Annotated in this window: 20 protein-coding genes, 1 tRNA gene and 1 pseudogene; 13 read left to right on the forward strand and 9 right to left on the reverse strand. The window is 75.2% G+C overall.

All coding sequences use genetic code 11. The features are described from left to right. Positions 1 to 41: 41 nt before the first annotated feature. Positions 42 to 4,619 (reverse strand): cation-translocating P-type ATPase, encoded by a 4,578-nt coding sequence (locus tag AB0H53_RS06515; protein WP_362108144.1) that lies wholly within the window; start codon positions 4,617 to 4,619, stop codon positions 42 to 44. A 175-nt stretch (positions 4,620 to 4,794) separates the two neighbouring features. Here AB0H53_RS06515 and AB0H53_RS06520 point away from each other — a divergent pair, with 175 nt between their 5' ends. Next, positions 4,795 to 5,238, forward strand: coding sequence for a hypothetical protein (locus tag AB0H53_RS06520; RefSeq protein ID WP_362108146.1), 444 nt, complete (start codon positions 4,795 to 4,797; stop codon positions 5,236 to 5,238). A gap of 130 nt (positions 5,239 to 5,368) precedes the next feature. On the opposite strand, the gene pcaB is transcribed toward AB0H53_RS06520, so the two are convergent. From pcaB to AB0H53_RS06545, 5 genes and pseudogenes are all read right to left on the reverse strand, one after another. After that, entirely contained in the window at positions 5,369 to 6,625 is a 1,257-nt protein-coding gene (gene pcaB / locus AB0H53_RS06525) for a 3-carboxy-cis,cis-muconate cycloisomerase (protein WP_362108148.1), read from the reverse strand. Further along, entirely contained in the window at positions 6,622 to 7,203 is a 582-nt protein-coding gene (gene pcaG, locus AB0H53_RS06530) for a protocatechuate 3,4-dioxygenase subunit alpha (RefSeq protein ID WP_362108150.1), read from the reverse strand. The genes pcaB and pcaG overlap by 4 nt, the downstream gene beginning before the upstream one ends. Then, positions 7,200 to 7,979 carry a protocatechuate 3,4-dioxygenase subunit beta gene (pcaH, locus tag AB0H53_RS06535; protein WP_362108152.1) on the reverse strand — a complete coding sequence of 260 codons (780 nt, stop codon included), beginning with the start codon at positions 7,977 to 7,979 and terminating at the stop codon, positions 7,200 to 7,202. Before pcaH ends, pcaG begins: the two co-directional genes overlap by 4 nt. Before the next feature lie 160 nt (positions 7,980 to 8,139). Further along, a pseudogene (locus tag AB0H53_RS06540) lies at positions 8,140 to 8,763 on the reverse strand (3-oxoacid CoA-transferase subunit B); the annotation flags it as partial. Then, on the reverse strand, positions 8,764 to 9,519 hold the full coding sequence (locus AB0H53_RS06545) for a CoA transferase subunit A (RefSeq protein WP_362108154.1): 756 nt from the start codon (positions 9,517 to 9,519) through the stop codon (positions 8,764 to 8,766). A gap of 176 nt (positions 9,520 to 9,695) precedes the next feature. On the opposite strand from AB0H53_RS06545, the gene AB0H53_RS06550 reads away from it, so the two are divergent. The 11 genes from AB0H53_RS06550 to trxA all read left to right on the forward strand — a co-directional run bounded on the left by AB0H53_RS06550 (position 9,696) and on the right by trxA (position 21,559). Continuing rightward, positions 9,696 to 10,187, forward strand: coding sequence for a MarR family transcriptional regulator (locus tag AB0H53_RS06550; protein WP_362108156.1), 492 nt, complete (start codon positions 9,696 to 9,698; stop codon positions 10,185 to 10,187). A 60-nt stretch (positions 10,188 to 10,247) separates the two neighbouring features. Continuing rightward, a complete protein-coding gene (locus AB0H53_RS06555; protein WP_362108158.1) occupies positions 10,248 to 10,958 on the forward strand; it encodes a (Fe-S)-binding protein in 711 nt (236 codons plus the stop codon). After that, on the forward strand, positions 10,955 to 12,370 hold the full coding sequence (locus AB0H53_RS06560) for a lactate utilization protein B (RefSeq protein ID WP_362108160.1): 1,416 nt from the start codon (positions 10,955 to 10,957) through the stop codon (positions 12,368 to 12,370). The genes AB0H53_RS06555 and AB0H53_RS06560 overlap by 4 nt, the downstream gene beginning before the upstream one ends. Beyond that, on the forward strand, positions 12,367 to 13,008 hold the full coding sequence (locus AB0H53_RS06565; RefSeq protein WP_362108162.1) for an LUD domain-containing protein: 642 nt from the start codon (positions 12,367 to 12,369) through the stop codon (positions 13,006 to 13,008). Before AB0H53_RS06560 ends, AB0H53_RS06565 begins: the two co-directional genes overlap by 4 nt. 492 nt (positions 13,009 to 13,500) lie before the next feature. Continuing rightward, a complete protein-coding gene (locus AB0H53_RS06570) occupies positions 13,501 to 13,725 on the forward strand; it encodes a type A2 lantipeptide (protein ID WP_362108164.1) in 225 nt (74 codons plus the stop codon). A 133-nt stretch (positions 13,726 to 13,858) separates the two neighbouring features. After that, positions 13,859 to 14,665, forward strand: a complete 807-nt coding sequence (locus AB0H53_RS06575; RefSeq protein WP_362108166.1) for an HlyD family efflux transporter periplasmic adaptor subunit — start codon at positions 13,859 to 13,861, stop codon at positions 14,663 to 14,665. After that, on the forward strand, positions 14,662 to 16,959 hold the full coding sequence (locus AB0H53_RS06580; protein WP_362108168.1) for an NHLP family bacteriocin export ABC transporter peptidase/permease/ATPase subunit: 2,298 nt from the start codon (positions 14,662 to 14,664) through the stop codon (positions 16,957 to 16,959). The genes AB0H53_RS06575 and AB0H53_RS06580 overlap by 4 nt, the downstream gene beginning before the upstream one ends. Before the next feature lies 1 nt (position 16,960). Continuing rightward, on the forward strand, positions 16,961 to 19,816 hold the full coding sequence (locus AB0H53_RS06585; protein ID WP_362108170.1) for an NHLP bacteriocin export ABC transporter permease/ATPase subunit: 2,856 nt from the start codon (positions 16,961 to 16,963) through the stop codon (positions 19,814 to 19,816). Between the two features lie 120 nt (positions 19,817 to 19,936). After that, complete coding sequence (locus AB0H53_RS06590; protein WP_362108172.1) at positions 19,937 to 20,164, forward strand: hypothetical protein; 228 nt, start codon at positions 19,937 to 19,939, stop codon at positions 20,162 to 20,164. Positions 20,165 to 20,498: 334 nt separating this feature from the next. Beyond that, complete coding sequence (locus AB0H53_RS06595; protein WP_362108174.1) at positions 20,499 to 21,164, forward strand: metalloregulator ArsR/SmtB family transcription factor; 666 nt, start codon at positions 20,499 to 20,501, stop codon at positions 21,162 to 21,164. A gap of 68 nt (positions 21,165 to 21,232) precedes the next feature. Next, positions 21,233 to 21,559 (forward strand): thioredoxin, encoded by a 327-nt coding sequence (gene trxA / locus AB0H53_RS06600; RefSeq protein WP_362108176.1) that lies wholly within the window; start codon positions 21,233 to 21,235, stop codon positions 21,557 to 21,559. Positions 21,560 to 21,925: 366 nt separating this feature from the next. On the opposite strand, the gene AB0H53_RS06605 is transcribed toward trxA, so the two are convergent. Then, positions 21,926 to 22,013, reverse strand: a tRNA-Leu gene (locus tag AB0H53_RS06605). A 286-nt stretch (positions 22,014 to 22,299) separates the two neighbouring features. Further along, positions 22,300 to 23,238 carry a beta-ketoacyl-ACP synthase III gene (locus AB0H53_RS06610; RefSeq protein WP_362108178.1) on the reverse strand — a complete coding sequence of 313 codons (939 nt, stop codon included), beginning with the start codon at positions 23,236 to 23,238 and terminating at the stop codon, positions 22,300 to 22,302. Between the two features lie 258 nt (positions 23,239 to 23,496). On the opposite strand from AB0H53_RS06610, the gene fdhD reads away from it, so the two are divergent. Beyond that, a complete protein-coding gene (gene fdhD, locus AB0H53_RS06615) occupies positions 23,497 to 24,345 on the forward strand; it encodes a formate dehydrogenase accessory sulfurtransferase FdhD (protein ID WP_362108180.1) in 849 nt (282 codons plus the stop codon). A gap of 12 nt (positions 24,346 to 24,357) precedes the next feature. Here fdhD and AB0H53_RS06620 read toward each other — a convergent pair whose 3' ends face one another. Further along, a complete protein-coding gene (locus AB0H53_RS06620; protein ID WP_362108182.1) occupies positions 24,358 to 24,744 on the reverse strand; it encodes a (2Fe-2S) ferredoxin domain-containing protein in 387 nt (128 codons plus the stop codon). Positions 24,745 to 25,212 lie beyond the last annotated feature (468 nt).

Raw genomic sequence — 25,212 nt, forward strand, 5'->3', positions numbered from 1 at the left:
CCGGCGTCCGCCGGGTTCCACGTCTAGGTCATACCGGCAGCCTAGCCACGCCGGCGCCCGGCCGGCCCGTGGTCGCGGTGAGCCCGCCTCGGACCCTCCCGGCCGTCCCCGGCGGGCCCACCCGCCTCCTCCCGGTCCTCCCCCCGCTCGGCCTGCTCGGCCTGCTCGGCCCGCTCGGCCCGCTCGGCCTGCTCGGCGAGGGAGCGGACCAGCGGGGACAGGGCCGTCCCCAGCAGGGTCGCGGCGGCCACCGCGCCGAGGGCGATGGACCACGCGACCGGGCCCAGCGGGGTGCAGCCGAAGAACTGGCTGACCCCCGGGGTCTGGATGACGGCGGCGAGGACGGCGGCGGAACCGAGGCCGGCGGCCAGGACGTTGCGGTCCAGGCCACCGGTGGCCAGCGTCTGCGCGAGCTGCGTGCCGACCACCGCCGCCAGCGCGACCGTGCCGGCCCGGCGCTGCCGGCCGGTCAGCCGGGCCGCGCCCCAGGCCAGGCCCGCGCCGGTGGCCGTGACGGCGCCGCGCAGCAGCATCTCGTGGGTGAGCGCGGCGCCGAGGGAGCGGTGCGGGCCCTCCGCCAGGAGGCGCCGTCCGACCTGCCCGCTCGGTTCGCGTACGGCGATGGCCAGCGACGGCGCCAGATCGGTGAGCAGGTTGACCAGCATGATCTGGCGGGCGTTGAGCGGGGTGCTGCCGGTGATCGCAGAGATCAGGACGCTGAAGGCGACCTCTCCCAGGTTGCCGCCGATGAGGATGCCCAGGGCCGCCCGTACCGAGGCCCACATGGCCCGGCCCTCCATCAGCGCGGAGACGATCGTCTCCAGCCGGTCGTCGCTGACGACCAGGTCGGCGGCGGCGGTGGCGGCGGGCGTGCCGCGGCGGCCGAGGGCGATGCCGATGTCGGCGAGCCGGATGGCGGGGGCGTCGTTGGCGCCGTCGCCGGTCATGGCCACGACCCGGCCGACGCGCTGGTACGCCTGCACGATACGGACCTTGTGGTGGGGGCTGCACCGGGCGATCACGTCCACGGCCGGCAGCAGCGCGTCGAGTTCGTCGTCGTCCAGCTCGTCCAGCTCGGGGCCGGTGCAGACCCTCGGCTCGGTGATCTCGCTGATGGTGGACGCGATGGCGTCGGCGGTGGCCGGGTGGTCGCCGGTGAGCATCACGGTGTGGACGCCCGCCTCCCGCAGCCGCGCGGTCGCGGGCGCGGCGCTGGTACGGACCGGGTCGGCCAGCGTGAGGAAGCCCAGGAACACCAGGCCCCGCACCCCGTCGTCGGTGAGTTCCTCGTCCGGGCGCATGGGGCGTTCGGCGACCGCGAGCACCCGGCGGCCGGCGCCGGCGAGCTGTTCCGCCTCGCCGGTCAACCGGGCCAGGGCCGGGCCGTCGAGGGCGGTCGCCGTGCCGTCCGGCCGCCGGAGCCGGTCGCAGCGCTCCAGTACGTTCTCGGGGGCGCCCTTCACGCTGAGCAGCGGTCCGTGCGTGGTGCGCCCGGAGGTGGCGTGGTAGGCCCGGGACGGTTCGAAGGGCAGGGCGTCCAGGCGCCGCCAGCGCGGGGCGCCCTGCCGTGCGCCGGTCCGGGCGCCGCGCGCGCCGGCGGCGACGGCGCGGTCGGTCTGGTGGGCCATGGGCTCGGCCTGCCGGGCGGGGGGCGTGGCCCGCAGTGCGGCGGCGAGCACCTCCCTGCGCGGGGTGTCCAGCCGGTCGGCCGGCAGCGCGGTCTCCCCGTCGCTCACCGCGGCGAGCTGGAGCCTGCCCTCGGTGAGCGTCCCGGTCTTGTCGAAGCAGAGCACGTCGGCCCGGCCGAGGGCCTCGATGGTGCGCGGGTTGCGGACCAGCGCGCCCACGTCGGCCAGCCGCCGGGCGGCGGCCAGTTGGGCGGCGTTGACCAGGAAGGGGAGCCCTTCCGGTACGGAGGCGACGGCGAGGTTGACCGCCGAGGCCAGGTTGTCGGCGAGGGGGCGGCCGTGCAGGAGTCCGGCGGCGGTGACCGCGCCGGCCGAGCCGAGCGCGATGGGCAGGCTGGTGCGGGTGAGCGAGGCCAGCCGGGCCTCCACCCCGGTCTCGGGCGCGGCCTGCCGGGCGGTGGCCATGCTCCGCCCCACCTCGGTGCCCGACCCGGTCGCCACCACCACGGCGACGGCCCGGCCGGCGGAGACCGTGGTGCCCTCGTAGACCATCGAACGGCGGCCCGTGAGGTGGGTGGCGACCACCGGGGCGGGGTCCTTGCCGACGGCCAGCGACTCGCCGGTCAGTGACGACTCGTCCACCTCCAGTCCCTCGGTCTCCAGCAGCCGGCAGTCGGCCGGTACGACGTCCTCGGGCCGCAGCAGCACGATGTCGCCCGCCACCAGCTCGCCCGCGGTGACCAGCCGTTCCCGTCCGCCCCTGCGCACCCGGGCGCCGACGGCGGAGCGGGCGAAGAGTTCGGCGAGGGCGCGTTCGGTGCGCACCCGCTGGAAGCCGCCGATCAGGGCGGAGGTCCCGGTGATGGCGGCGACCAGGGCGGCGTCGGTGCGGGAGCCGACGGCGGTGGCCAGGGCGGCACCCCCGGCGAGGACCGGGGTCAGCGGGTTGGCCAGTTCCTCGATGAACGCGGCCGGCAGCGTCAGCCGGGCCGGCCCGGTCCCGCCGTCGGCCCCTCCGGTTCCCGCGCGGGCCGCGGCCTCCTCGGCCGACAGGCCGTCGGGGCCGGTCCGCAGGCGCTCCAGGGCCCGGTCGGTGGGCATCAGGTGCCAGGGCACGGTGCTGACGGGCGGGGCGAGCGGCCGGGCGAGCAGCTGCCGGGCGCGCCAGTTGCCCAGGCAGAACGCCACGGTGGCCGCGGTGTTGCCGGACGCCATCGCGCGGGCGGCGGCCTGCCGGGACGGGGCGTGGAGCGCGGCGACCGCGCCGACGCCGCTGCCGCCCGCGGCCAGCACCGCGCTGTCCCGGTCGACCCGGGCCGCCGCACCCACGGCGTCCACGATCAGCCCGGCCGCTTCCAGGTCGGCGCCGACCAGTAGGTGGGCGCCCCAGGCCGGCGGGTCGTCCTCGCGGTGGACGCCGACGCCGCAGTCGGCGGCGCCCAGCGCGCGGCGGTTGCCGGACACCAGCAGGACGACCGCGCCGCCGGCCTGCAGGCCCCGTACCGAGGCCACCAGCCGGCCGCCGGCGGGTACCACCGCGTCGGCGAACGAGAACGCCGGGGAGGGCCGGTCGGTGGCCAGCACCACCCGGGCGCCCGCCCGGCGCGCCGCCGCCGCGACGGCCTCGGCGCCCGGCGCGGTCCGCATGGTGAGCCCGGCCACGGCCTGGAGCCGCCGCCCCTGGGCCAGGCCCAGGGTCCGTTCGCTGCCCCGGCGCCGCAGCCGTGCCTCGGCCTGCCGGCCGGTGCGCCCCGTCAGGTCCAGTTCGCCGAGCGGCCCCAGGGTCCAGCCGTCGCCGCGGACGACCCGCAGGGGCCGGTCGGCGTCGAAGAGGGCGAAGAGCCGTTCCGCGGTCCGCTCCGGGTCGGCGCCGCTGAGCGGTTCCAGGTCGGCCGGCTCGTAGCGGTCGCTGCGCAGGGTGCTCTCGTCCAGGACGACGGTGTCCACCTGTCCGAGCCGCCGCAGCGCGCCCCGGTCCATGGTGACCACACCGCGCAGCGCCAGGGATCTGCCGAAGCTGGTGGCGAAGCCCTCGCGTCCGGCGTCGGGCGCCTTCGACACGGCGGCCAGCGCCACTGCCAGTCCCCTGCGGGGCCCCGCGGGCGGTGCCGCGAGGACACCGGCCGCCAGGCCGGCCGCCATGGCGCGCTCGGCGTAGCGGTCGGTGGCGTCCTCGGGCGCCGGGCCCGCCCGGCCGATGGTGAGCGGTTCGGCCGCGGCGTCGTCCGGGCCCCGTACGAGCCGGGGCTCGGCCTCCTCCCAGCTCCGGCGTTCCGCGCCGGCCTCCCGCCACTGGGCGAGCCGTTCCAGTACGTCGACGCCGATCCCGCCGCCCCGGGTGGCGACGCCCTGGGCCAGCGCGCTGATCACGGGCAGCAGCGACTCGGCCTGTTCGGTGCCGCCGAGGGCGGCGGCCAGGTGCCGGAGCCGGGGGTGGTACTGGAGGGCGCTCGCGAACCCGCCGGTCTCCGGCGGCAGTCCGAGCCAGGGCGCCAGCCGCCGGACGGTGGCGATCCCCAGGCCCAGGGCGTCGGCGGTCAGCGCGGACACCGACTGGCGGGTCCTGGGGCCCTCGCACGGGTGGTGCGGTTCGGGGCACCAGTCGTCCGACTCGTCGACGCCCGGGGTCAGGTGGCCCTCGGCGTGGTCGACCAGCGCGACCAGTTCCCGTTCGGCGGGCGGCGGCGCGGTCACCGCGGCCACCACGCGCTCGGACGGCGCGTTCACCCGCGCCCAGAGCACCCCGGGGTGCCCTTCGAGGGCGCGTTCCACCCGCCGGGCGAGCCGTTCCCCGCCCACTCCGTGCACGCCGTGGACCTCGATGTGGCAGCGGCCGGGCCGCCACCACACATCGCGCCGCGGCCGTCCCACGAGCTGTCCGGCCAGCTCGGCGGCGCCGCGCACCCCGGCCGCGACTCCGTAGGTCACGCCGGACGCGACCGGCCCGAGCAGCGAAGGCGCCCACAGGCGCACACCTGGCAGCGGTGACATGGGCTCCGCCTCGCCTCCGGTCCGTCCGAGAGCAGCGAACTGAAGCCCGAGTAGCCCCTTCGGACCGCTTCAACCTCATGAATCCCGTACGCCTCACGGGACACGGCCGAGGGCCGTCCACTACCCTGAAATTCAGACATTCTGCCCGCCATACTCATCGGTGGATGTGAGAGCCGTGACCACCTCCGCGTCACCTCGCAAGCGCTCCGCACCCAAGGAGCGGACCAAGCGGCAGCCCGAGCGGCAGACCGGGGAAGAGCCGAAGACAGGGACCGAGGAGCGGTCCGCGACGCCACCCGCGGAGCCGGCCGGCACCCCGTCCGCGCAACCCGCCGGGGACACGGACGCGGCCACGCCCTCCCGGAACGGTGACCGGAGCGCGGGTGGCTTCCGCGTGCCGTCCCTGGACGAAGTCGCCGCCGGCGCGGCGAACGCGGCGATGCTGCCGGTGGCCGTCGCCCGCCAGGTCCTGCCCGCCAAGGGCGGGCTGCCCGTCTACCTGGGCCTGGGCGTCCTGGGCGCGGTCGACGTCCTCGAATGGCCGGTGGCCATCGGCTTCGGCGTCGGTTACGCGATGCTCCGGCGCCGCGGCGGCCCGTCGGCCCGCCCGGCGGCGTGACGCCGCACGCCGATCACTCGCCGGGACCGCGCGGTGGCGCGGCGCGGTGCCGCTGCGGGCCGCTCCGGGCCGCCAGGAGCGGGGCTCGGCGGGCCCGCGGCCGGCCGGTGCGCGCGTGGCCGACCGGTGGTCAGTTCCGCTCCAGGGCGCGGTCGGTGAGCTCGCCGGCCGCACCGGTGTAGCGGGCGGGGTCGGTGAGGGCGGGGTCCACGCCCAGCACCTCGGCCAGCGGCGCACCGGTGGCGCGGACCTCCTCGGCGGCGCGGGCGAGCCGCTGCCTGCCGAACCGGGCGACCAGCCGCTCGGAGACGATCAGCCCCTCGGTGAGACCGAGGTTGGCGCGCATCCGCCCCGGGTCCGCGCGCAGCCCCCCGGCGAGCCCGGCGGCCGTGTGGGCCGCGCCGCCCACCAGGCGCAGCAGGTCGCGCAGCGGTTCCCACTCGGCGTGCCAGGCGCCCGCCGGCCGCTCGTCCTGGGCGACGACGGAGCCGTACAGCACGGCGGCCAGGGCCGGCGCGCGGCGGGCCGCGGCGGCGATCAGGGTGGCCCGCACCGGGTTGGCCTTGTGCGGCATGGCGGAGGAGCCCCCGCCGGCGTCCTCACCGACCTCGCCGATCTCGGTGCGCGACAGGGTGAGCACGTCGGCGGCCAGCTTCCCCAGGGCCCCGGCGGTGAACGCCAGCGCCCCGGCCAGGTCGGCGAGCGGGGTGCGCAGGGTGTGCCACGGCAACAGGGGCGCGGCCAGCCCCAGTTCCCGGGCGTAGCCGGTGACGAGCGCGGCGGGGTCGAGGCCGTACGTCCGGAAGGCCGCCAGGGTCCCCGCCGCGCCGCCCAGTTGGGCGGGCAGCCGGTCGCGCACGGCGGCGATCCGGTCGCGGGCGTCCAGCAGCAGGGTGCGCCAGCCCGCCGCCTTCAGGCCGAAGGTGGTCGGTACGGCGTGCTGGGTGAGGGTGCGGCCGGGCATCACCGTGTCCCGGTGGGCCGCCGCCAGGGCCCGCAGCGCCCCGGCGGCGCTCTCCAGGTCGCCCAGGACGGCGGCCAGGGTGCGGGAGGCGACGAGCATGGCGGCCGTGTCCAAGGTGTCCTGGCTGGTGGCGCCCCGGTGGACATACGGACGGGCCGCCTCGGGCACCGCGGCCGTGAGGTCGGCGACCAGCGGGACGACCGGGTTCCCGCTCGGGCGGGCCCGCAGCGCGAGGTCGCGCACGTCGAAGGTGCCGGCGCAGGCGGCGGTGATCGCCTGAGCCGCCTCCCGGGGGGCCTGGACACGGGCCAGGGCGGCCTCCGCGTCGAGCATCGCGCGGAGGAACGCCGCGTCGGACGTGGCGGCCTCGGCCGGTGAGCCGGCGCGTCCGGGGGCCAGCAGCCCGGCGTCGTCGTACGTCATGTGAACTCCAGGAAGACGGTCTCCCCCTCGCCCTGGAGCCGGATGTCGAACCGGTAGCCGGGGTGGGGCCCGGTGGGCGGCTCGGCCCGCGCGATCAGCGTCGCACCGCGCGCGGCCGGCAGCGAGGCGAGGAGCGGGTCGGCGGCCGTCGCGCCGGCGGGCTCCGGCAGGTACACGCGGGTGAAGAGGTGGCGGGTCAGGCCGCGGGCGAACACGCACAGGCTCAGGTAGGGGGCGTTCTCGCCGCGCCGGCCCGGGCGCAGGGTGCGCACCGACCAGTGGCCGTCGGCGTCGGTCGGCACGCGGCCGAAGCCGGTGAAGCACCCGGTCGGGCCGCCGGCCCGGGGGTCCGGGCACGGCGGGCCGCCGGCGGTGGGCGGTGAGCCGTCCGGCCCCGGGCCCCACACCTCGACCAGGGCGTCGGGGACGGGCTCGCCCGCGCCGTCGAGCACCCGGCCGTGGACGGTGATGGTGTCGGGGTGGCCGGCCGGCGCGACGTCCCCGCCGCCGGGGAAGGGCAGCGCGTACCCGTGGAAGGGCCCTATCGTCTGGGACGGTGTGGGCCCCGGGCCGCTCATCGCCCGGTCCAGGTGGCGGCGGGACCGTCGAGGACGATGTCCCAGCGGTAGCCGAGGGACCACCCGGGCGCCGACAGGCCGGGGTCGTACGCGGCGATCAGGCGCCGGCGCGCGGTGTCGTCGGGGACGGAGTGCAGGACCGGGTCGTACCGCAGCAGCGGGTCGCCGGGGAAGTACATCTGCGTCACCAGCCGCTGGGTGAACGCGCTGCCGAAGACCGAGAAGTGCAGGTGGGCGGGGCGCCAGGCGTTGATGTGATTGCGCCACGGGTAGGCGCCGGGCCTGATGGTGGTGAAGGTCCAGCCGCCGTCGTCGCCGGTCAGGGTGCGGCCCGTGCCGGTGAAGTTGGGGTCCAGGGGGGCCGGGTGCCGGTCGTCGCGGTGGGCGTAGCGGCCCGCCGCGTTGGCCTGCCAGAGCTCGACGAGCTGGCCGGATACGGGGCGGCCGCGGCGGTCCAGGAGGCGGCCGGTGACGGTGACACGCTCGCCCAGCGGTTCGCCGCCGTGCCGGCGCGTGAGGTCGTTGCCGAGTCCGGCCGGGCCGCTCTCGCCGAAGACGGGCGCGGTGAGCTCGACGGCCTCCGGGTCCCGGCCGATGTCCACGGCGACGAGCGGCTGGCGGGGGTGGCGCAGCCGGGTGGAGCGGTACGGCGGGTAGTCGCGCAGCGGCTGGTGGGTGCGCGGCGCGCCGGCGGCGACGGCCCGCTCGTAGGCGTCACGGGCCTCGGCGATCCGGCGGTCGATGTCGGGCTGGGTCGGGGGCTGGGTCGGTGCCATGGGGACGGCGGGCTCCCTCGGTCGCGGCGCGGGCTGGGGGCGGTGCGGTGGGACGCGTGGCGCCGGTCCGTCCGGGCGTACGGGTGGCGGGGTGGTCGACGGGGAGCGGGTGGGCCGGATCCGGTCCTGGACGCGCCGCGCCGGAGGGCCGCTCCGGTGTGCGGACCCGCGCGGCGGTCTTCGCGGCGACCTCGCCGGCGGACACGCCGGGCGCCGTCTCGACCAGCACCAGGCCGGTCCCCGTCACGTCGAGCACGCCGAGGTCGGTGATGATCCGGTGGACACAGGCCCGGCCGGTGAGCGGCAGGGTGCACTCCTCGACGATCTTCGGGGAGCCGTCCCTGGTGGTGTGGGTCATGGTGACGACGACCCGGCGGGCGCCGTGCGCCAGGTCCATGGCTCCGCCGATGCCGGTGATGAGCTTGCCGGGGACGGCCCAGTTGGCGAGGTCGCCGGTGGCGGAGACCTGCATGGCGCCGAGGACGGCGACGTCGATGTGGCCGCCGCGGATCATGCCGAAGGAGAGGGCCGAGTCGAAGAAGGCGGCGCCGGGCAGGACCGTGACGGTCTCCTTGCCCGCGTTGATCAGATCGGGGTCGACCTCGTCCTCGTACGGGTAGGGGCCGGTGCCCAGGATGCCGTTCTCGGAGTGGAGCACGACCCGGGCGCCGGCGGGGAGGTGGCCGGGGACGAGGGTGGGCAGGCCGATGCCGAGATTGACGTACTGGCCGTCGTGGAGTTCGGCCGCCGCGCGGGCGGCCAGTTCGTCGCGGGTCCAGGCCATCTAGCCGCGCACCGTCCTGTTCTCGATCCCCTTGTCGGCCGCCTGCTGCGGGGTGAGGGGCACCACGCGCTGGACGAAGACTCCCGGCAGGTGGACGTGGTCGGGGTCGATCCCGCCCGGCTCGACGAGCTCCTCGACCTCGGCGACGGTGACGCGTCCGGCCATGGCGGCGAGCGGGTTGAAGTTGCGGGCGGACCGGCTGAAGACCAGGTTGCCGTGGCGGTCTCCCCGCGCGGCCCGTACCAGTGCGAAGTCGGTGCGGATGCCGTGTTCCAGGACGTGCGGTACGCCGTCGAAGTCCCGGATCTCCTTGGGCGGAGAGGCGACGGCCACCCCGCCGTTCCCGTCGTACCGCCAGGGCAGGCCGCCGTCGGCGACCTGCGTGCCGACACCGGCCGGGGTGTAGAAGGCGGGGATGCCGGAGCCGCCCGCGCGCAGCCGTTCGGCGAGGGTGCCCTGCGGGATCAGCTCGACCTCCAGGTGCCCGGCGAGGTACTGGCGGGCGAACTCCTCGTTCGCGCCGATGTACGAGCCGGTGACGCGGGCGATCCGGCCGGCGGCGAGCAGGACGACGAGGCCGGAGCCCAGTGCCCCGCAGTTGTTGGAGACCACGCTGATGCCACGGACCCCGGTGGCGTGCACGGCCCGGACGAGCGTGTCGGGCACGCCGCTGAGTCCGAAGCCGCCGACCGCGAACGAGGCGCCGTCGTGCACGTCGGCCACCGCCCGCGCGGCCGTGGGCACCACCTTGTCCATCGCCGGCCCCGCCTCTCCCGCTGCCCGGCACATCGCTCAGTGCACTGACGGAATCGCCTCGAGTCGCCAGCGTGGCAGCGGGTCCGGGACCGGTCAAGACCCTCCGGGCCGGGGACGTACCGTGCGAGACTGGCCCGGCACGACCGGCACCGGACCACCGGGAAAGGGGAACCGCCGTGCCCGCGCTCGACCTCAGCGGCCACCCGGGCCATCTGGCCCGGCGCCTCCAGCAGGCGCACACCCTGCTGTGGCACACGATCGTCTCGGAGGAGGTCACCTCCCCGCAGTTCGCCGTGCTCAACGCGCTGGTCGACGAGGAGGGACTCGACCAGCGCACCGTCGGCGAGCGGGTCCGGCTCGACCGCTCCACCGTCGCCGAGGTGGTCAGCCGCCTGGCCGGCCGGGGTCTGGTCGACAAGGTGCGCGACCCCCGGGACGGCCGCCGCTCCGCCCTGCGCATCACCGACGAGGGCAGACGCGTGCACCACGGGCTCGCGGTCCGCACGGCCCGGATGAACCGGGTCTTCCTCACCCCGCTGGATCCGGCGGAGCGGACCGTCTTCCTGGAGCTGCTGCGCCGGGTGGCGAACGCCGCCGAGGAGCTGCGCGAACCGGCCCGGCACGGTCCGCCGGACGCCCTCGGCCACCGGCGCACCGGCGCGGCCTGATCCGGGTCGCCGCCCCGCTCGGCCACTCGGCGGACGTCTCCCCGCACGGAAGGAGCCGCGATGCGCGTCGCGCTGTTCGTCACCTGCGTCAACGACGCCGTGTACCCCGCCACCGGTGTCGCCACCGTCACCCTCCTCGAACGCCTGGGCGTCGAGGTGGACTTCCCGGCCGGGCAGACCTGTTGCGGCCAGCCGCAGTACAACACCGGCTACCGGCGGGAGGCACGGACCCTGGTACGCCGGACGGCACAGGCCTTCGAGGGCCACTCCTGCGTCGTGACCCCCTCGGCCTCGTGCGCGGCGATGGTGCGGGACGGCTATCCGCGGCTCGGTGAACGGGCGCTGGGCCCGCGGGTGTACGAGCTGACCGAGTTCCTGGTCGACGTCCTGGGCGTGACGGACGTGGGCGCGTACTACCCCCACACCGTCACCTACCACCCCTCGTGCCACGGCCTGCGGGTGCTGGGCCTGGGCGACCGGCCGCGCAGGCTGCTGGCGGCCGTCGAGGGCCTGGAGCTGGTGGAGCTGCCCGGTGCGCGGGAGTGCTGCGGCTTCGGGGGGACCTTCGCGGTGAAGAACGCGGCGGTGTCCGTGGCGATGGGCCGCGACAAGGCGCACGCCGCGGCCCGGACCGGTGCCGAGGTGCTGTGCGCGGCGGACAACTCCTGCCTGATGCACATCGGCGGTGTCCTGCGGCGGCAGGGGGCCGGGACGCGGGTGGCGCACATCGCCGAGATCCTGGCGAGCACGAGGGAGGAACCCCTGCGATGAGCGGGCGGACATTCATCGGGATGCCGGCCTTCCCGGAGGCCGCCGCCCGCGCGGTGGGCGACGAGCGGCTGCGGGCGAATCTGCGGCACGCCACCCGCACCATCCGCGACAAGCGGGCCGCCGCGGTGGCCGAGCTGGACGACTGGGCGCTGCTCAGGCGGGCGGGCAAGGAGATCAAGGACCGTGCGCTGCGCCATCTGGACACCTACCTGCTCCGGTTGGAGGAGCGGGTCACGGCGGCGGGCGGCGTGGTGCACTGGGCCGTCGACGCCGCGGAGGCCAACCGCGTCGTCACCGGGCTGGTGCGGGCGACCGGTGAACGGGAGGTCGTGAAGGTCAAGTCGATGGCGACGCAGGAGATCGGCCTCAACGAGGCCCTGGCGGCCGAGGGCATCACCGCGTACGAGACGGATCTCGCGGAACTGATCGTGCAGCTGGGCGAGGACCGCCCGTCGCACATCCTCGTCCCGGCCATCCACCGCAACCGGGGCGAGATCCGGGACATCTTCCGTGCCCGCATGGCCGACTGGGGCCGCCCGGCGCCCGACGGCCTGACCGACTCGCCCGCCGAGCTGGCCGAGGCGGCCCGGCTGCACCTGCGGGAGAAGTTCCTGCGGGCGAAGGTGGGCGTCTCGGGGGCCAACTTCATGGTGGCCGAGACCGGCACGCTCGTGGTGGTCGAGTCGGAGGGCAACGGGCGGATGTGCCTGACCCTCCCGGAGACGCTGATCTCGGTCGTCGGCATCGAGAAGGTGGTGCCGTCCTGGCGGGACCTGGAGGTGTTCCTCCAGACACTCCCCCGGTCGTCCACCGCCGAGCGGATGAACCCGTACACCTCGATGTGGACCGGGACCACGGACGCGGACGGGCCGAGCGCCTTCCACCTCGTGCTGCTGGACAACGGACGCACGGCCGCGCTCGCCGACGAGGTGGGCCGGCAGGCGCTGCGCTGCATCCGCTGCTCGGCGTGCCTGAACGTCTGTCCGGTGTACGAGCGGGCCGGCGGTCACGCCTACGGCTCGGTGTACCCCGGCCCCATCGGCGCGATCCTCACCCCACTGCTGCGCGGCACCACCAGCGCCCTCGACGCCTCGCTGCCGTACGCCTCCTCGCTGTGCGGGGCGTGTTACGAGGTGTGCCCGGTGGCCATCGACATTCCCGAGGTCCTCGTGCACCTCCGCGAGCGGGTCGCCGGCCAGGGCGGACACCGGCGCGAGAGCGCGGCCGTCAGGGCGGCCACCTGGCTGCTGGACCATCCCCGGGCGCTGGCCGCCGCCGAGCGTCTCGCCGTCCGGACCCGGCGGGCCCACCCGGCCAGGCCGCCGGGCAGCGGCGCGTGGACCGGGGGCCGGGATCTGCCGGAGCTGCCCGAGCGGTCCTTCCGCGACTGGTGGGCGGAGCACCGCACATGACGTCCCGTGACCTGATCCTCGCCAGGATCCGCGGGGCGGTCGCGACCGCCCCCGAGGCCCCAGAACCCTCCCGCGGCTACCGTGCCGCCCACGCGCCCGACGACCCGGCCGCCCTGCTGGACCTCCTCCACCGCAACCTGGCCGACCACCGGGCCCGCGTCCACCGCGCCGCGGAGCGGCGAGTGCCGGCGCTGATCGCCGCGTTGCTCGACCGGCACGGCGCGCGCGGCGTCGTGGTGCCGCCCGGTCTGCCGGCCGCCTGGCTGCCGGCCACCGGTGCCGAGCCGTGCCACGACGACGGTGACCTCTCCCCCCACCGGCTGGACGCCGCCGGCGCCGTGGTCACCGGGTGCGCCCTGGCCGTCGCCGAGACCGGCACGATCGTCCTGGACGCCGGCCCCGGGCAGGGACGGCGCGCCCTCACCCTCGTACCGGACCTGCACATCTGTGTGGTGCGGGCGCCCGAGCAGGTGGTGGCGTCACTGCCGTACGCCCTGCCGCGCCTGGACCCCACCCGTCCCCTGACGTGGATCTCGGGGCCGTCGGCGACCAGTGACATCGAACTCGACCGCGTCGAGGGCGTCCACGGCCCGCGGACCCTCGAAGTGGTGCTGGTGACCGGGCCGGAAGAACGGTGATCCGGCGCGGCGGGCATTCCCTGGGGCATTTCATGGCGCCGCTTCCGGTGAAATCGGTCATGGCGCGGAAAGAGCGTATTTTCCGGCACGGCCGCCATGACGTCGCGCCACAGCCCTTTCGCGGTCGGCGCACCATTCACCGAATCCGTGCGGTGAATCTGCACATCGCCGGTACAGGCCTCACAGCGTCTCCTCCGGTTCCCTCTCCGCCACCCTCTCCCACCTGGGCGTTACTAGAGGAATGCCCCCTTCCGCATCGATCGGTGACCGAGTCGCCGGAATGCGGGCGCCGGGGCGTGTGAAGGACCTGGCACCAAGTCATGGACGCGTATGCACATCGACGTGGCCGGACACCCGGGTCCGGCCGGACCGGTGGTCGCCGGATTGGCTGAGCAACACGCCCGCGTGTTTTGATCCTTCGCACCGCATCGAGCCGCACAAAGGCTTGTTGCGCGGTCATTTCGAGTTGTCCGTGTGGAAGGGAACCACCTCATGAACGCCGCCCAGATCCAGACCCAGGAAATCTCCGACGCCGACCTCGACAACGTCTCCGGCGGCCTGCACAGCGCCGTCGTGGGCGGCGTGGCCGCCGGCGCGACCGCCACCCTGGACTCCGTCGCCCCGGTCTCCGGCGTGGCCACCTCCGCCGTCGGCGCCGTCGAGTCGTTCGCCGGCCTCAACACGTCGGCCGTCACCGGCTTCGTCGCCGGTCTCTGAGACCTCCGCGCGTGAGCCCCGGGACCTCCCCTGTTCCGGGGCTCCGCGCCGAGCGCGCCGTTCGCCGTAGTGGTCACCGTGCCGGTCCCGTTCGCTCCCCGATCCGGACAGGCGCAGTCGAGGGAAGAGTGACGTGCAGTTCCGCCAGAAGGCCCTCTCCAAGCTGCGATCGCCCGAGGAGATCGACCTGCCGGTGCGCCTCGCCCGGCCGCGGGGTCCGCTCGTACTGGCCGTCACCGTCGTCGCCATGGCCGCCGCCGCCGTCTGGGCCGTGACCGGCACCGTCTCCTCCACGCTGGGCGCGCCCGGCGTCCTCACCCACGCCCAGGGCAGCTACGTGCTGCAGAGCCCGGTCGCCGGCCAGGTCACCGGCGTGCTCGCCGAGGAGGGCGACCGGGTGGCCGCCGGCGCGCCCCTGGTGACGGTCCGCACCGCGAAGGGCCCCACCCTCCTGCGCGCCCTGTCCGCCGGCCGCCTGACCGCCCTGGCCGCCGCCACCGGTTCGGTGGTCACCCCCGGTGCGGACGTGGCGGCCGTGGAGCGGGTCGGTGAGAAGGACGACCCGCTGATGGCCGTGGTGTACGTGCCGGCCGACCGCGGCCCGGCCGTGCCCGTGGGCGCCCCGGTGGACCTCACCGTCCAGTCCGTACCGGTGCGGCGGTACGGCGTGCTGCGCGGCCGGGTGCAGGCCGTCGGCCGCACCGCGCAGACCCGCCGGCACATCGCCGCCTTCCTCGGCAGCGACCATCTGGCCGAGCAGTTCTCGCGGCAGGGCCAGCCGGTCGCCGTCCTGGTGCGGCTCGAACCCGCGCCGGGAGGCCGGACCGGGTACGCCTGGTCCGCCTCGGACGGCCCGCCGTACCGGCTCGACTCGATGACTCCCGTCACCGCCTCCGTCCACCTCGCCGACCAGCACCCGATCGATTGGCTGTTCCCGTGACCGTGACCGTGACCAGCGGCCGGCGCCGGACCCAGCGGCGCGCGCCGGGCTCCCGCAGGGCCCCGAAGGCCCAGAGGGCCTCGCAGGCCCCGGACCCCCAAAGGGCCCCGCGCTCCCGGAAGGCCCCCGGGCCCAAGCGGCGCAAGGCCGTCCGTACCCCCACCGTCCTCCAGATGGAGGCGGTGGAGTGCGGCGCCGCCTGCCTGGCCATGGTGCTGGCCCACTACGGACGCCATGTGCCGCTGGAGGAGCTGCGCATCGCCTGCGGAGTCTCCCGCGACGGTTCGCGGGCCGGCAACCTGCTGCGGGCGGCGCGGAGTTACGGCCTGCGCGCCAGGGGCATGCAGATGGAACCGGCCGCACTCGCCGGGGTGCAGCCGCCGGCCGTCCTCTTCTGGGAGTTCAACCACTACGTCGTGCACGACGGCATGGGACGGCGGCTGGGCCGCCGTGGCGTCCACATCAACGACCCGGCCGCCGGGCGGCGTTTCGTACCGATGGAGGACTTCGACACCAGCTTCACCGGTGTCGCCCTGCTGTTCGAACCCACCGCCGCCTTCCACCGGGGCGGCCGCAGGCCGGGCGTCCTCGGCGCCGTGCCCGCGCGGCTGCGCGGCACCACCGGCACCCTGCTGGTGGCACTGCTCGCCAGTCTGCTGCTGGTCGCGGTCGGCGCGGCGGTACCGGCGCTGAGCCGCACGTTCATCGACATGTTCCTGATCGGCGGCCAGTCCTCGGTGCTGGGCCCGCTGTTCGCCGCCATGGCCGCGATGGTCGTCCTCACCGCCGTGCTGACCGGCCTGCAACAGGCGAACCTGCTGCACGGACGGCTGATCTCGTCCACCCTGTCCAGTGCCCGCTTCCTGCGCCATCTGATGCGGCTGCCGGTGACGTTCTTCGCCCAGCGCAGTCCCGCCGACCTGGTCCAGCGGCTCCAGTCCAACGACGCGGTGGCCGAGACCCTCGCGCGCGACCTGGCCGCCGCTGGCGTGGACGGCGTCGTCGTCGTCCTGTACGCGCTGCTGCTGTGGACGTACGACCCGCAACTGACGGTCGTGGGCGTGGGGATCGCGCTGCTCAACGTGGTGGCGATGCGGCTGGTCGTCCGCCTGCGGGCGACCCACACCCAGAAGCTCCGGGCGGACTCCGCCCGGCTGACGAACACGTCGTACACCGGCCTCCAGCTGATCGAGACCATGAAGGCCACCGGCGGCGAGAACGGGTACTTCCGCCGCTGGGCCGGCCAGCACGCGGCGACGCTCGAGGACCAGCAGCGCCTGGGTGTGCCCAGCGCCGCCCTGGCGGTCGTGGCACCGACGCTGGCGACGCTGAACAGCGCGCTGATCCTGTGGATCGGCGGACTGCGCGCGGTCGAGGGCCACATCTCCATCGGCCTGCTCGTGGCCTTCCAGGCCCTGGTGACCCGCTTCACCTCGCCCATCACCCGGCTGAACGCGGTGGCGGGCCGGATCCAGGACTTCGCCGCCGACGTCGCCCGGTTGCGGGACGTCGAGAACTTCCCCGCCGACTCGCTGTACGCCCGCCCGGAGCACGACCCGGGCACCCGCCGACTCAAGGGCCATGTGGAGCTCGTGGACGTCACGTTCGGTTACAGCCCGCTGGACGAGCCGCTGCTCAAGGGCTTCTCACTGACGGTGGGCCCGGGCCGGCAGGTGGCGCTGGTCGGCGGCTCGGGCAGCGGCAAGTCCACCGTCTCCCGGCTGGTCGCCGGTCTGTACACCCCGTGGGAGGGCTCGATCCGCGTCGACGGGCAACGCCTGGCGGACATCCCGCGCGCCACTCTGGCCGCCTCCGTCTCCTTCGTGGACCAGGACATCTTCCTCTTCGAGGGCACGGTCCGGGACAACGTGACGCTGTGGGACCCCTCCATACCCGACGAGGCGGTCGTCGACGCCCTGAGGGACGCCGCGCTCCACGAGGACGTCGTCGCCCGGCGGCCGGGCGGCATCCACAGCCGGGTGGAACAGGACGGCCGGAACTTCTCGGGCGGGCAGCGGCAGCGGCTGGAGATCGCGCGGGCGCTGGTACGGCGGCCCAGCGTCCTCGTCCTCGACGAGGTGACGAGCGCGCTGGACGCGCGCACCGAGCAGGTCGTCATGGACGGCCTGCGGCGGCGCGGCTGCGCGTGCGTCGTCATCGCCCACCGGCTCTCCACGGTGCGCGACAGCGACGAGATCGTCGTCCTGGACCACGGCTCGGTGGTCGAACGCGGCCGGCACGAGGACCTGGTCGCCGCCGGCGGCGCGTACGCCGCGCTGGTCAGGGAGCGCTGAGGTGGCGCATCCGGTGGTGGAACAGGGCGGGCCGGACGCGGTGGCCCACGCCCTGGGCGGCCTGGGAACGCCCGTCGACTGCGCCGGTCCGAGCAGCGTGGCGCTGGAGGGGCCGCAGGTGCTCTGGCTGGTGGCGGCCGGCGGCCTGGACCTGTTCGCGGTGGACGCCGCCGAACAGGGGCACTGGCACTTCCTGGGACGCCTGGACGCGGGCAGCCTGCTGCTGGGCCCGGTGGAGGGGCCGCGGCACACCCTGGTGGGCAGGCCGACGCGGGACTGCCGGCTGCGCCGGATCGGGCTGCGCGAGCCGTACGGCCCCGCCCACCAGGAGGCACCAGCCCTGGAGCGGGCCTTCGCGCTCGGTACGGCGCGCAGCCTGGGGGTGCTGTTCGAGGCTCCGCTGGACGGCCGGGCGGCCACCGGCGGGGTGGTGGCCGACGACGACATGCTGTGGATGCGGGTACCCCCCGGCAGCGTCCGGTACGGCCCCGCGCATGGCCCGGAGGCGGCGGACCTGCTGGTCGACGGCGCGCTCTGGCAGGAGCTGGTCGACCAGCAGTACCGGCTGCTGACCGCCGTCGACCGGTGGATCGAGCGGCTGGAGCGGGTGCACCAGGACCGGGCGGCGGCCGGTATCCGGGCGGGCGAGGCGGTCCGCGCCCGGGCCGACCGGGCACTCCTCGCCTCCATCGGCACCGGCGGCCCGGGTTCCGGCGGGTCGGCGCGGGGCGGGTCCGCGACGCGCGCCCCCGCGGTGGACGCCGACGCCACGTTCGCGGTCTGCCGGCAGGTCGCCCGGGCGGCCGGGATCACCCTCACCGGGCCGCCCGGAGCCGCCGCCGGAAGCGCCGGGAGCGCCACGAGCGCCGTCACCGGCGCCGGTGACGAACGACTCGACGCGGTCGAACGGATCGCGCTGGCCTCGCGGGTCCGTACCCGCGCGGTGCGGCTCGACGGGCGGTGGTGGCGCACCGACACCGGGCCGCTGGTGGGGCACTGGGCCAAGTCGGGGGCGCCGGTGGCGCTGCTGTGGCGCCGGGGCCGGTACGAGGCGGTGAATCCCGCGTCGGGGCTGCGGCTCCGGATCGGCGCGCGGACCGCCGCCGAACTGGAGCCGCGTGGCGTGATGTTCTACCGCCCACTGCCCGAGGGGCCCATGTCCCCGTGGCGGCTGCTGCGCTTCGGTCTGCGCGGCTCCGCCGGTGACGTGCGGCGGTTGCTCCTGGCCGGCCTGGTGACGGTCTGTCTGGGCGCGCTGGTGCCGATCGCGACCGGGAAGGTGCTCGGCGAGTACGTGCCGGCGGCCGAGCGGAGCCTCATCACACAGGTGTCGCTGGCCGTGGTGGTCACCGGCGTCGTGTCGGCCGCGTTCATGCTGACGCAGAACCTCACCGTGCTGCGGATGGAGGGGAGGATCGAGGGCGTGCTGCAACCCGCCGTGTGGGACCGGCTGCTGCGACTGCCGACGAGTTTCTTCGCCGAGCGTTCCACCGGGGAGCTGGCCAGTGCCGCGATGGGGGTCAGCGCGATCCGCCGGCTGCTGACCGGGGTGGGCCCGGTCGCCGTACAGGCGGCCACGGTCGGGGCGGTGAACGTCGTCCTGCTGTTCTGCCACAGCGTGCCGCTGGCACTCGCCGCGATCGCCGTGCTGGCCGTCGTGTCCGCCGTGTTCCTGGGGCTCGGCCTGTGGCAGGTGCGCTGGCAGCGGCGGCTGGTCGAGCTCGGCAACAAGCTCAACAACCAGGCGTTCCAGACCTTGCGCGGGCTGCCCAAGCTGCGGGTCGCGGCGGCGGAGAGCTTCGCGTACGCGGCCTGGGCCCGGGAGTTCGCCCGCTCCCGGGAACTCCAGCGGCGGGCGGGCCGCATCCGCAACGCGACCACCGTGCTGGACGCCGTGTACCTGCCGCTCTGCTCGCTCATCATGTTCGTGCTCCTGGCGGGGCCCGCCCGGGGCAGCATGTCGGCCGGGGCGTTCCTGACCTTCTCGACGTCCGTGACGATGCTGCTGACCTCGGTCACCCAGCTCACCGGGGCGCTGGTCTCGGCCGCCGCCGCGCTGCCGCTGTTCGAGCAGATCAGGCCGGTGCTGGACGAGTCCCCGGAGGTGCGCGCCACCGGCACGCCGCCCGGCGCCCTGTCGGGCGCGGTCGAGGCCCGGAACCTGTCCTTCCGGTACACCGATGACGGTCCCCTGGTCCTGGACGACGTCTCCTTCGAGATCCGTCCGGGCGAGTTCGTGGCGGTCGTGGGGCCGAGCGGCTGCGGCAAGTCGACGCTGCTGCGGCTGTTGATCGGCTTCGACCGGCCGGTGGCGGGCAGCGTCCTGTACGACGGCCAGGACCTGGCAGCGCTGGACCAGGCCGCCGTCCGCCGGCAGTGCGGAGTGGTGCTGCAGAACGCGCGGCCGCTCACCGGTTCGATCCTGGAGTGCGTCCGCGGCGCCGAGCCCCGCTCCGAGGAGGAGGTCTGGGCGGCGGTGGAGATGGCCGGTCTTGCCGAGGACATCAGACGCATGCCGATGGGCCTGCACACGATGATCTCCGGCGGCGGCGCGATCTCGGGCGGCCAGCGGCAGCGCCTCATGATCGCCCAGGCGCTCGTCCGGCGGCCCCGGATCCTCTTCCTCGACGAGGCCACCAGCGCCCTGGACAACGAGACGCAGCGCACCGTCATCGATTCCACCCGCGCACTCGACGCCAGCCGCCTGGTGATCGCCCACCGCCTGTCCACCGTGCTGGACGCCGACCGGGTGATCGTCATGTCGGCCGGCCGCGTCGTGGAGCAGGGCCCCCCGGCCGCCCTGCTCGCCGACCCCTCGGGGCACCTCCATGAGCTGGTACGCCGCCAAATGCACTGATGAGGTACCGCTCGAAAGGGTGGCCTTCGCCGTACGAGGCACTGTGCGACCGGCCGACGTGGAACCCCTGTCTGCGGACACCGCCCGGAAGGACCGGGCGGCGCTTCCCCGGAGGAACACATGCTCAAGAAGGCCCTCGCCTGCGCGGCTCTGATCGCGGCCGCCACGGCTCTCGGCATCGCCCCGGCCGCCGCGGACAGCAAGGACGACATGTGCGGCTGCGACCACGGCAAGTTCCACGCGACCGACTGGAACAAGGGCAAGTCCTTCAGGCTGGAGCAGGACGGCGGCTCGTTCATCGCGAGCAACGCGTACAACCAGGGCGGCGTCGTCGGCGCGTCCTGGTAGGGCGCACCACCTCGGGAGCCGTCAGGAGCGAACCACCTCGCCCCTGACGGCTCCCGCGCGTACCACCCGGCCCGGTGAGCGGCATGCCCGCTCACCGGGCTCGTCGCGTTCGGCACCGGACACGCGCTGACGCGGGTGGGCCGGGACGGGGCATGGGCGAGGCGGCCAGGGGCCGGACGCACCGGGAGCGTCCCGGCGGCCGGAGGGGCGGCGAGGCGGGTGCCGGCCGGCGCCGGGCGGGATACTGGCCCCGGCCGGAGGTCTCCCACGGCACCACCGAGGAGCCGTCCGCGCCCGTGCTACGTTGTTCCATGGAACTGAGGAGGAAGACCCTGTGAGTGGTGACGGGACCAACGACGAGCTGTTCGAGCTGCTCGCCCGCGTCGGCAAGGCCCTGGGCAACGGCACCCGGCTGCGGCTGATCGAGCTCCTCGCCCAGGGCCCCCGCGGCGTGATCGAACTCGCCGAGGCGGCGGGGCTGAACCTCACCACCGCGTCGGCGCACCTCCAGACCCTCAAGCGCGCCGGCCTGGTCGCCACCAGCCGCTCCGGCACCACCATCCGCTACCGCCTGGCCGACACCGACGTGATGGCGCTCTTCGGGCAGCTCCGCCATGTCGCCGCCAGCCACCTCGCCGACTTCGAGACCGTCGCCCGGCGCCACCTCGGACCCGACGACACCGAGCACATCGGCCGGGAGGAACTGCTCCACCGCGCCTCCGCCGGCGATGTCGTCGTCCTGGACGTCCGCCCGCCCCACGAGTACGCCGTCGGCCACATCCCGGGCGCCATCTCCATCCCCTTGGACGAGCTGCCCGCCCGCCTCGACGAACTGCCCACCGACACCGACATCGTCGCGTACTGCCGGAGCAGTTACTGCGTGTTCTCGCACGACGCCGTGCGCATCCTGACCGCCGCCGGGCGCCGTGCCGTCCGCCTCAGCGACGGTGTCCTCGAATGGCGCCAGTCCGGGCAACCGCTCCTGGCGTCGGCGGCATAGACCAGACCCGGAACCACCCGCACCCGGACGGCCGGCGACGGCTGGACGCACAACAGGAAGAGGGATCGTTGCCCAACACCGTGAACGTTACCGACGACACCTTCGAACAGGATGTGCTCAAGAGCGACAAGACGGTCGTCGTGGCATTCTGGGCCACGTGGTGCGGCCCGTGCAGGATGTTCGCGCCGATACTCGACGAGGTCGCCGGCGAGAACAAGGACACCATCACCGTCGCCCGCGTGGACATCGACGCCAACCCCCGTTCGGCGATCAACTACCACGTGATGGGTGTGCCGACGACGATCGTGTTCCGCGACGGCAAGCCGGTCAAGCAGATGGTCGGCGCGCGGCCCAAGAACGCACTGGTCCGCGAGTTGTCGCAGTTCCTCGGGTAGCGGCGCCGGCCCGCCCGCAGGACGGCCGGAACCGAACCGTGGCGCGCCCCCTGGCCGCCCAGGATCCGTCCCCCGGCGCCGAGCGGACGCGGCGCGCGCCTCGTGGAATCCGATGAGGTCGGTCAGATCGAAGTCGGTGTGGTTCGCGCCGGTGTGCCGTCCCCGCGCACACCGCCGCCGCCACGCCCCACGCGGTGCGGCACGCGCGGTGCGCCGCGCGTGTCCGCCGCCGGCCCGCCTCGCACCTCCGGTCCCGCGGCGGACCGACCGGTCGGGTGGGTGGGACAGGTGGGCGCCGGCCCGACCGCCCGCCTTCGGCCGGTTGCCCGGAAAACAGAAAGACCCCAGATGAACTGGGGTCTTCGCTGGTGTCCGAGGGGGGACTTGAACCCCCACGCCCGATAAAGGGCACTAGCACCTCAAGCTAGCGCGTCTGCCATTCCGCCACCCGGACCAGGTGTCTTCCGCCCCGGGTGTTCCCCGCGGCGACATGGACAACTCTACCAGGGGTTCCAGGTGCCCTTCACTCGTATATCCCGTGGTCAGGCGGGTGCGGGAGGGCAATGGAGAGGCGGTGCGGAGCGTCGCCGCACCGGTACGGACGGTATGGGACGGGATGGCCGGGGAGCCCGCGGCGGACGCCGGGCCCGGGACGCGTCCCACCCCGGCCGCCGCGACGCCACGGGACGCCGCCCTCCTCGGCCCGGGACGCGAGCCCGGCAAGATCGGCGAGACACCCCCTAGGGGCAGCGTACGACCTGCCCCGCGTAGGAGAGGTTCCCGCCGAAGCCGAACAGCAGGGCGGGCGCGCCCGACGCCACCTCGCCGCGCTCGACCAGCTTGGACAGGGCCATGGGGATGGAGGCGGCCGAGGTGTTGCCGGACTCGGTCACATCGCGCGCGATCACCGCGTTGACGGCGCCGATCCGCCGCGCGAGCGGCTCGATGATGCGCAGGTTCGCCTGGTGCAGGACCACCGCGGCCAGGTCCTCGGGCGCGACACCGGCCCGCTCGCACACCCGGCGGGCGATGGGCGGCAGCGTGGTGGTCGCCCAGCGGTAGACCGCCTGGCCCTCCTGGGCGAAGCGCGGCGGGGTGCCCTCGATCCGGACGGCGTGCCCCATCTCGGGGACGGAGCCCCACAGGACGGGCCCGACACCGGCGTCCGGCGCGGCCTCGACGACCGCCGCGCCCGCGCCGTCACCGACGAGCACACAGGTGCTGCGGTCGGTCCAGTCGGCGATCCCGGTCATCTTGTCCGCCCCGATGACCAGGGCACGGGTCGCCGAGCCGGCCCGTACGGCGTGGTCGGCGGTGGCCAGCGCGTGGGTGAAGCCGGCGCACACCACGTTGAGGTCCATGGTCGCCGGGGACGCCATACCGAGCCGGGCGGCGACCCGGGCGGCGGTGTTCGGGGAACGGTCGATCGCGGTGGAGGTGGCCACCAGGACCAGGTCGACGTCGGCCGGGGCCAGCCCGGCGGCGGCGAGCGCCTTGCCGGCGGCGTGCGCGGCCATCTCGTCCACCGGCTCGTCGGGGCCCGCCATGTGCCGGGTCCTGATCCCCACCCGGCTGCGGATCCACTCGTCGCTGGTGTCGACCAGCGCGGCGAGGTCGTCGTTGGTGAGGATCTTGGCGGGCTGGTAATGCCCGAGCGCGGCGATACGAGTGCCCGTCATGCCCGGGACCCCCTTGGTGTGCTGGTGACTGCAGGAGCCCCCCAGTGTTGCCAGCGACTGGCGGGTAACCGGTGAGGTGAACCGACAGGATTCACGCCGTTCCCTTGGAGACTCCGCAACATGGCCGGTCCCCGCCCGGGGACGGCGCCCTCCGTCCGGCCCGGCGCGGGTGCGGGAGAATGGGCGGCGGGGCCGTCCGGCCGCCCCGCTTGCCGCGCCGAATCCGCGCGAACACCCCTATTTCAGGACTGGTGAGACATGGGACGGGTCACCGAGCGCCGCCGCGTCATCCGCATCCGCGACGGGGCCGTCACCGCCCGCCCCGACACGCTCGTCGCCGAGGAGCCGCTGGAGATCCGGCTGAACGGCAAGCCGCTGGCCATCACCATGCGCACACCGGGCGACGACTTCGCGTTGGCAACCGGGTTCCTGGTCAGCGAGGGCGTACTGGCGTCGGCGGCCGACGTGCGCAACGTCGTGTACTGCGCCGGGGCCCAGGACGACGGCACCAACACGTACAACGTGGTGGACGTGCGACTGGCACCGGGCGTCCCCGTCCCGGACATCACGCTGGAGCGGAACGTCTACACCACGTCGTCGTGCGGTCTGTGCGGCAAGGCGAGCCTCGACGCGGTACGCACCACCGCCCGCTTCCCGATCGCCGACACGCCCCCGCTGACCCTCAGCCCGGGACTGCTGGCCGACCTGCCCGGCCGACTGCGGGCGGCGCAGCGGGTGTTCGACCGGACGGGCGGCCTGCACGCCGCCGCGCTCTTCTCGGAACACGGCGAGCTGCTGGACGTACGGGAGGACGTCGGCCGCCACAACGCGGTGGACAAGCTCATCGGGCGCGCCCTGCGCGAGGATCTGCTCCCGCTGGACCGGGCGGTCCTGCTGGTGTCGGGGCGGGCGTCGTTCGAGCTGGCCCAGAAGGCGGTGATGGCCGGCATTCCGGTCCTGGCGGCGGTCTCGGCGCCGTCCTCGCTGGCCGTGGACCTGGCCGCCGAGGCCGGTCTGACTCTGGTCGGCTTCCTGCGCGGCCCGGACATGAACGTGTACACGGGCGAGCACCGCATCACCCTGGCGGACGCGGCGTCCCGGAGCTGACCCGGGCCTCGCTCACCGGGCCGGCGGATCGATCATCTGGAGCACGAGCGTCGCCGGCGGTTCGGCGATGCCCGGGCCGCCCGCCGCCACCCAGGCGAGGATGTCGTCCAGACAGTCGTCGTCGAGCGTCCAGCCGATCCAGGCCGCGCGGGCGCCCCGGCGGCGGCCCTCCGTGGAGGGCTGGACCACCACGACGTTGGCCTGCCCGCACGGGCCGAGGCAGTCGCTGGTGCGCACGGCGAGCCGGCCACCGGAGTCGGCGGCGGCCCGGCGCAGGCGCTGGAGCTGTCCGGCGTGGTCGGTGCCGGGGTGCTTGCGGGCGTCGCCGCAGCAGCAGCCCCGGCACACCACGAGCGAGCAGGGCCGGCTCGCCCCGGGCCGTATCCAGGTGGGGGTCACCGCGCGGCACCCGTGGTGCGGGCCGGGCCGGGGAGCACCAGGGCGCGGACGGTACGGCGGACGTCGAGTTCGGGCATGGCGCCACGTTAGCGGCCGGGATGATCCACGCCTTCGTTCGGGTCGGCGATCCGCCCCGACAGGCGGGCGAACGGCGCGGGTTCGGCCCCGTCGGCGGTGCGGGACGCGCCCGGCGGTCCGGCGCCACCCGGCCGGGCGGCGTCACCGGGAGGAGCCGTAGCCCAGCGGTGAGCGCCGTGTACGGATTTCGTGGAGATCGGCGACCCGCTGCTTACTCGGGAGTCAGTACCGCCGGTACGACTGCGCAGGTACCTGCCCCTGTGGCCAGGTCTCCGCCGTCTGACCTGTGGCGATGCCATACGTCCAGACTTCGTGGAGACCACCGCGCGGGCCTGGCGCGTGGGGTACCGTCACCCACCGCTGTGCGGAGCGCCACAAGGAGCAGGCCAT

This window comes from Streptomyces sp. NPDC050856, from assembly GCF_040653855.1.
In the GTDB taxonomy this organism is placed as follows: Bacteria; Actinomycetota; Actinomycetes; order Streptomycetales; family Streptomycetaceae; genus Streptomyces.

Coding starts and splice junctions, on each gene's coding strand:
- AB0H53_RS06545 (WP_362108154.1), bottom strand. CDS start 9,519: ATGGACAAGGTGGTGCCCACGGCCGCGCGGGCGGTGGCCGACGTGCAC.
- pcaB (WP_362108148.1), bottom strand. CDS start 6,625: ATGACGTACGACGACGCCGGGCTGCTGGCCCCCGGACGCGCCGGCTCA.
- AB0H53_RS06570 (WP_362108164.1), top strand. CDS start 13,501: ATGAACGCCGCCCAGATCCAGACCCAGGAAATCTCCGACGCCGACCTC.
- AB0H53_RS06590 (WP_362108172.1), top strand. CDS start 19,937: ATGCTCAAGAAGGCCCTCGCCTGCGCGGCTCTGATCGCGGCCGCCACG.
- pcaH (WP_362108152.1), bottom strand. CDS start 7,979: ATGGCACCGACCCAGCCCCCGACCCAGCCCGACATCGACCGCCGGATC.
- AB0H53_RS06555 (WP_362108158.1), top strand. CDS start 10,248: ATGCGCGTCGCGCTGTTCGTCACCTGCGTCAACGACGCCGTGTACCCC.
- fdhD (WP_362108180.1), top strand. CDS start 23,497: ATGGGACGGGTCACCGAGCGCCGCCGCGTCATCCGCATCCGCGACGGG.
- AB0H53_RS06565 (WP_362108162.1), top strand. CDS start 12,367: ATGACGTCCCGTGACCTGATCCTCGCCAGGATCCGCGGGGCGGTCGCG.
- AB0H53_RS06610 (WP_362108178.1), bottom strand. CDS start 23,238: ATGACGGGCACTCGTATCGCCGCGCTCGGGCATTACCAGCCCGCCAAG.
- AB0H53_RS06560 (WP_362108160.1), top strand. CDS start 10,955: ATGAGCGGGCGGACATTCATCGGGATGCCGGCCTTCCCGGAGGCCGCC.
- AB0H53_RS06515 (WP_362108144.1), bottom strand. CDS start 4,619: ATGTCACCGCTGCCAGGTGTGCGCCTGTGGGCGCCTTCGCTGCTCGGG.
- pcaG (WP_362108150.1), bottom strand. CDS start 7,203: ATGAGCGGCCCGGGGCCCACACCGTCCCAGACGATAGGGCCCTTCCAC.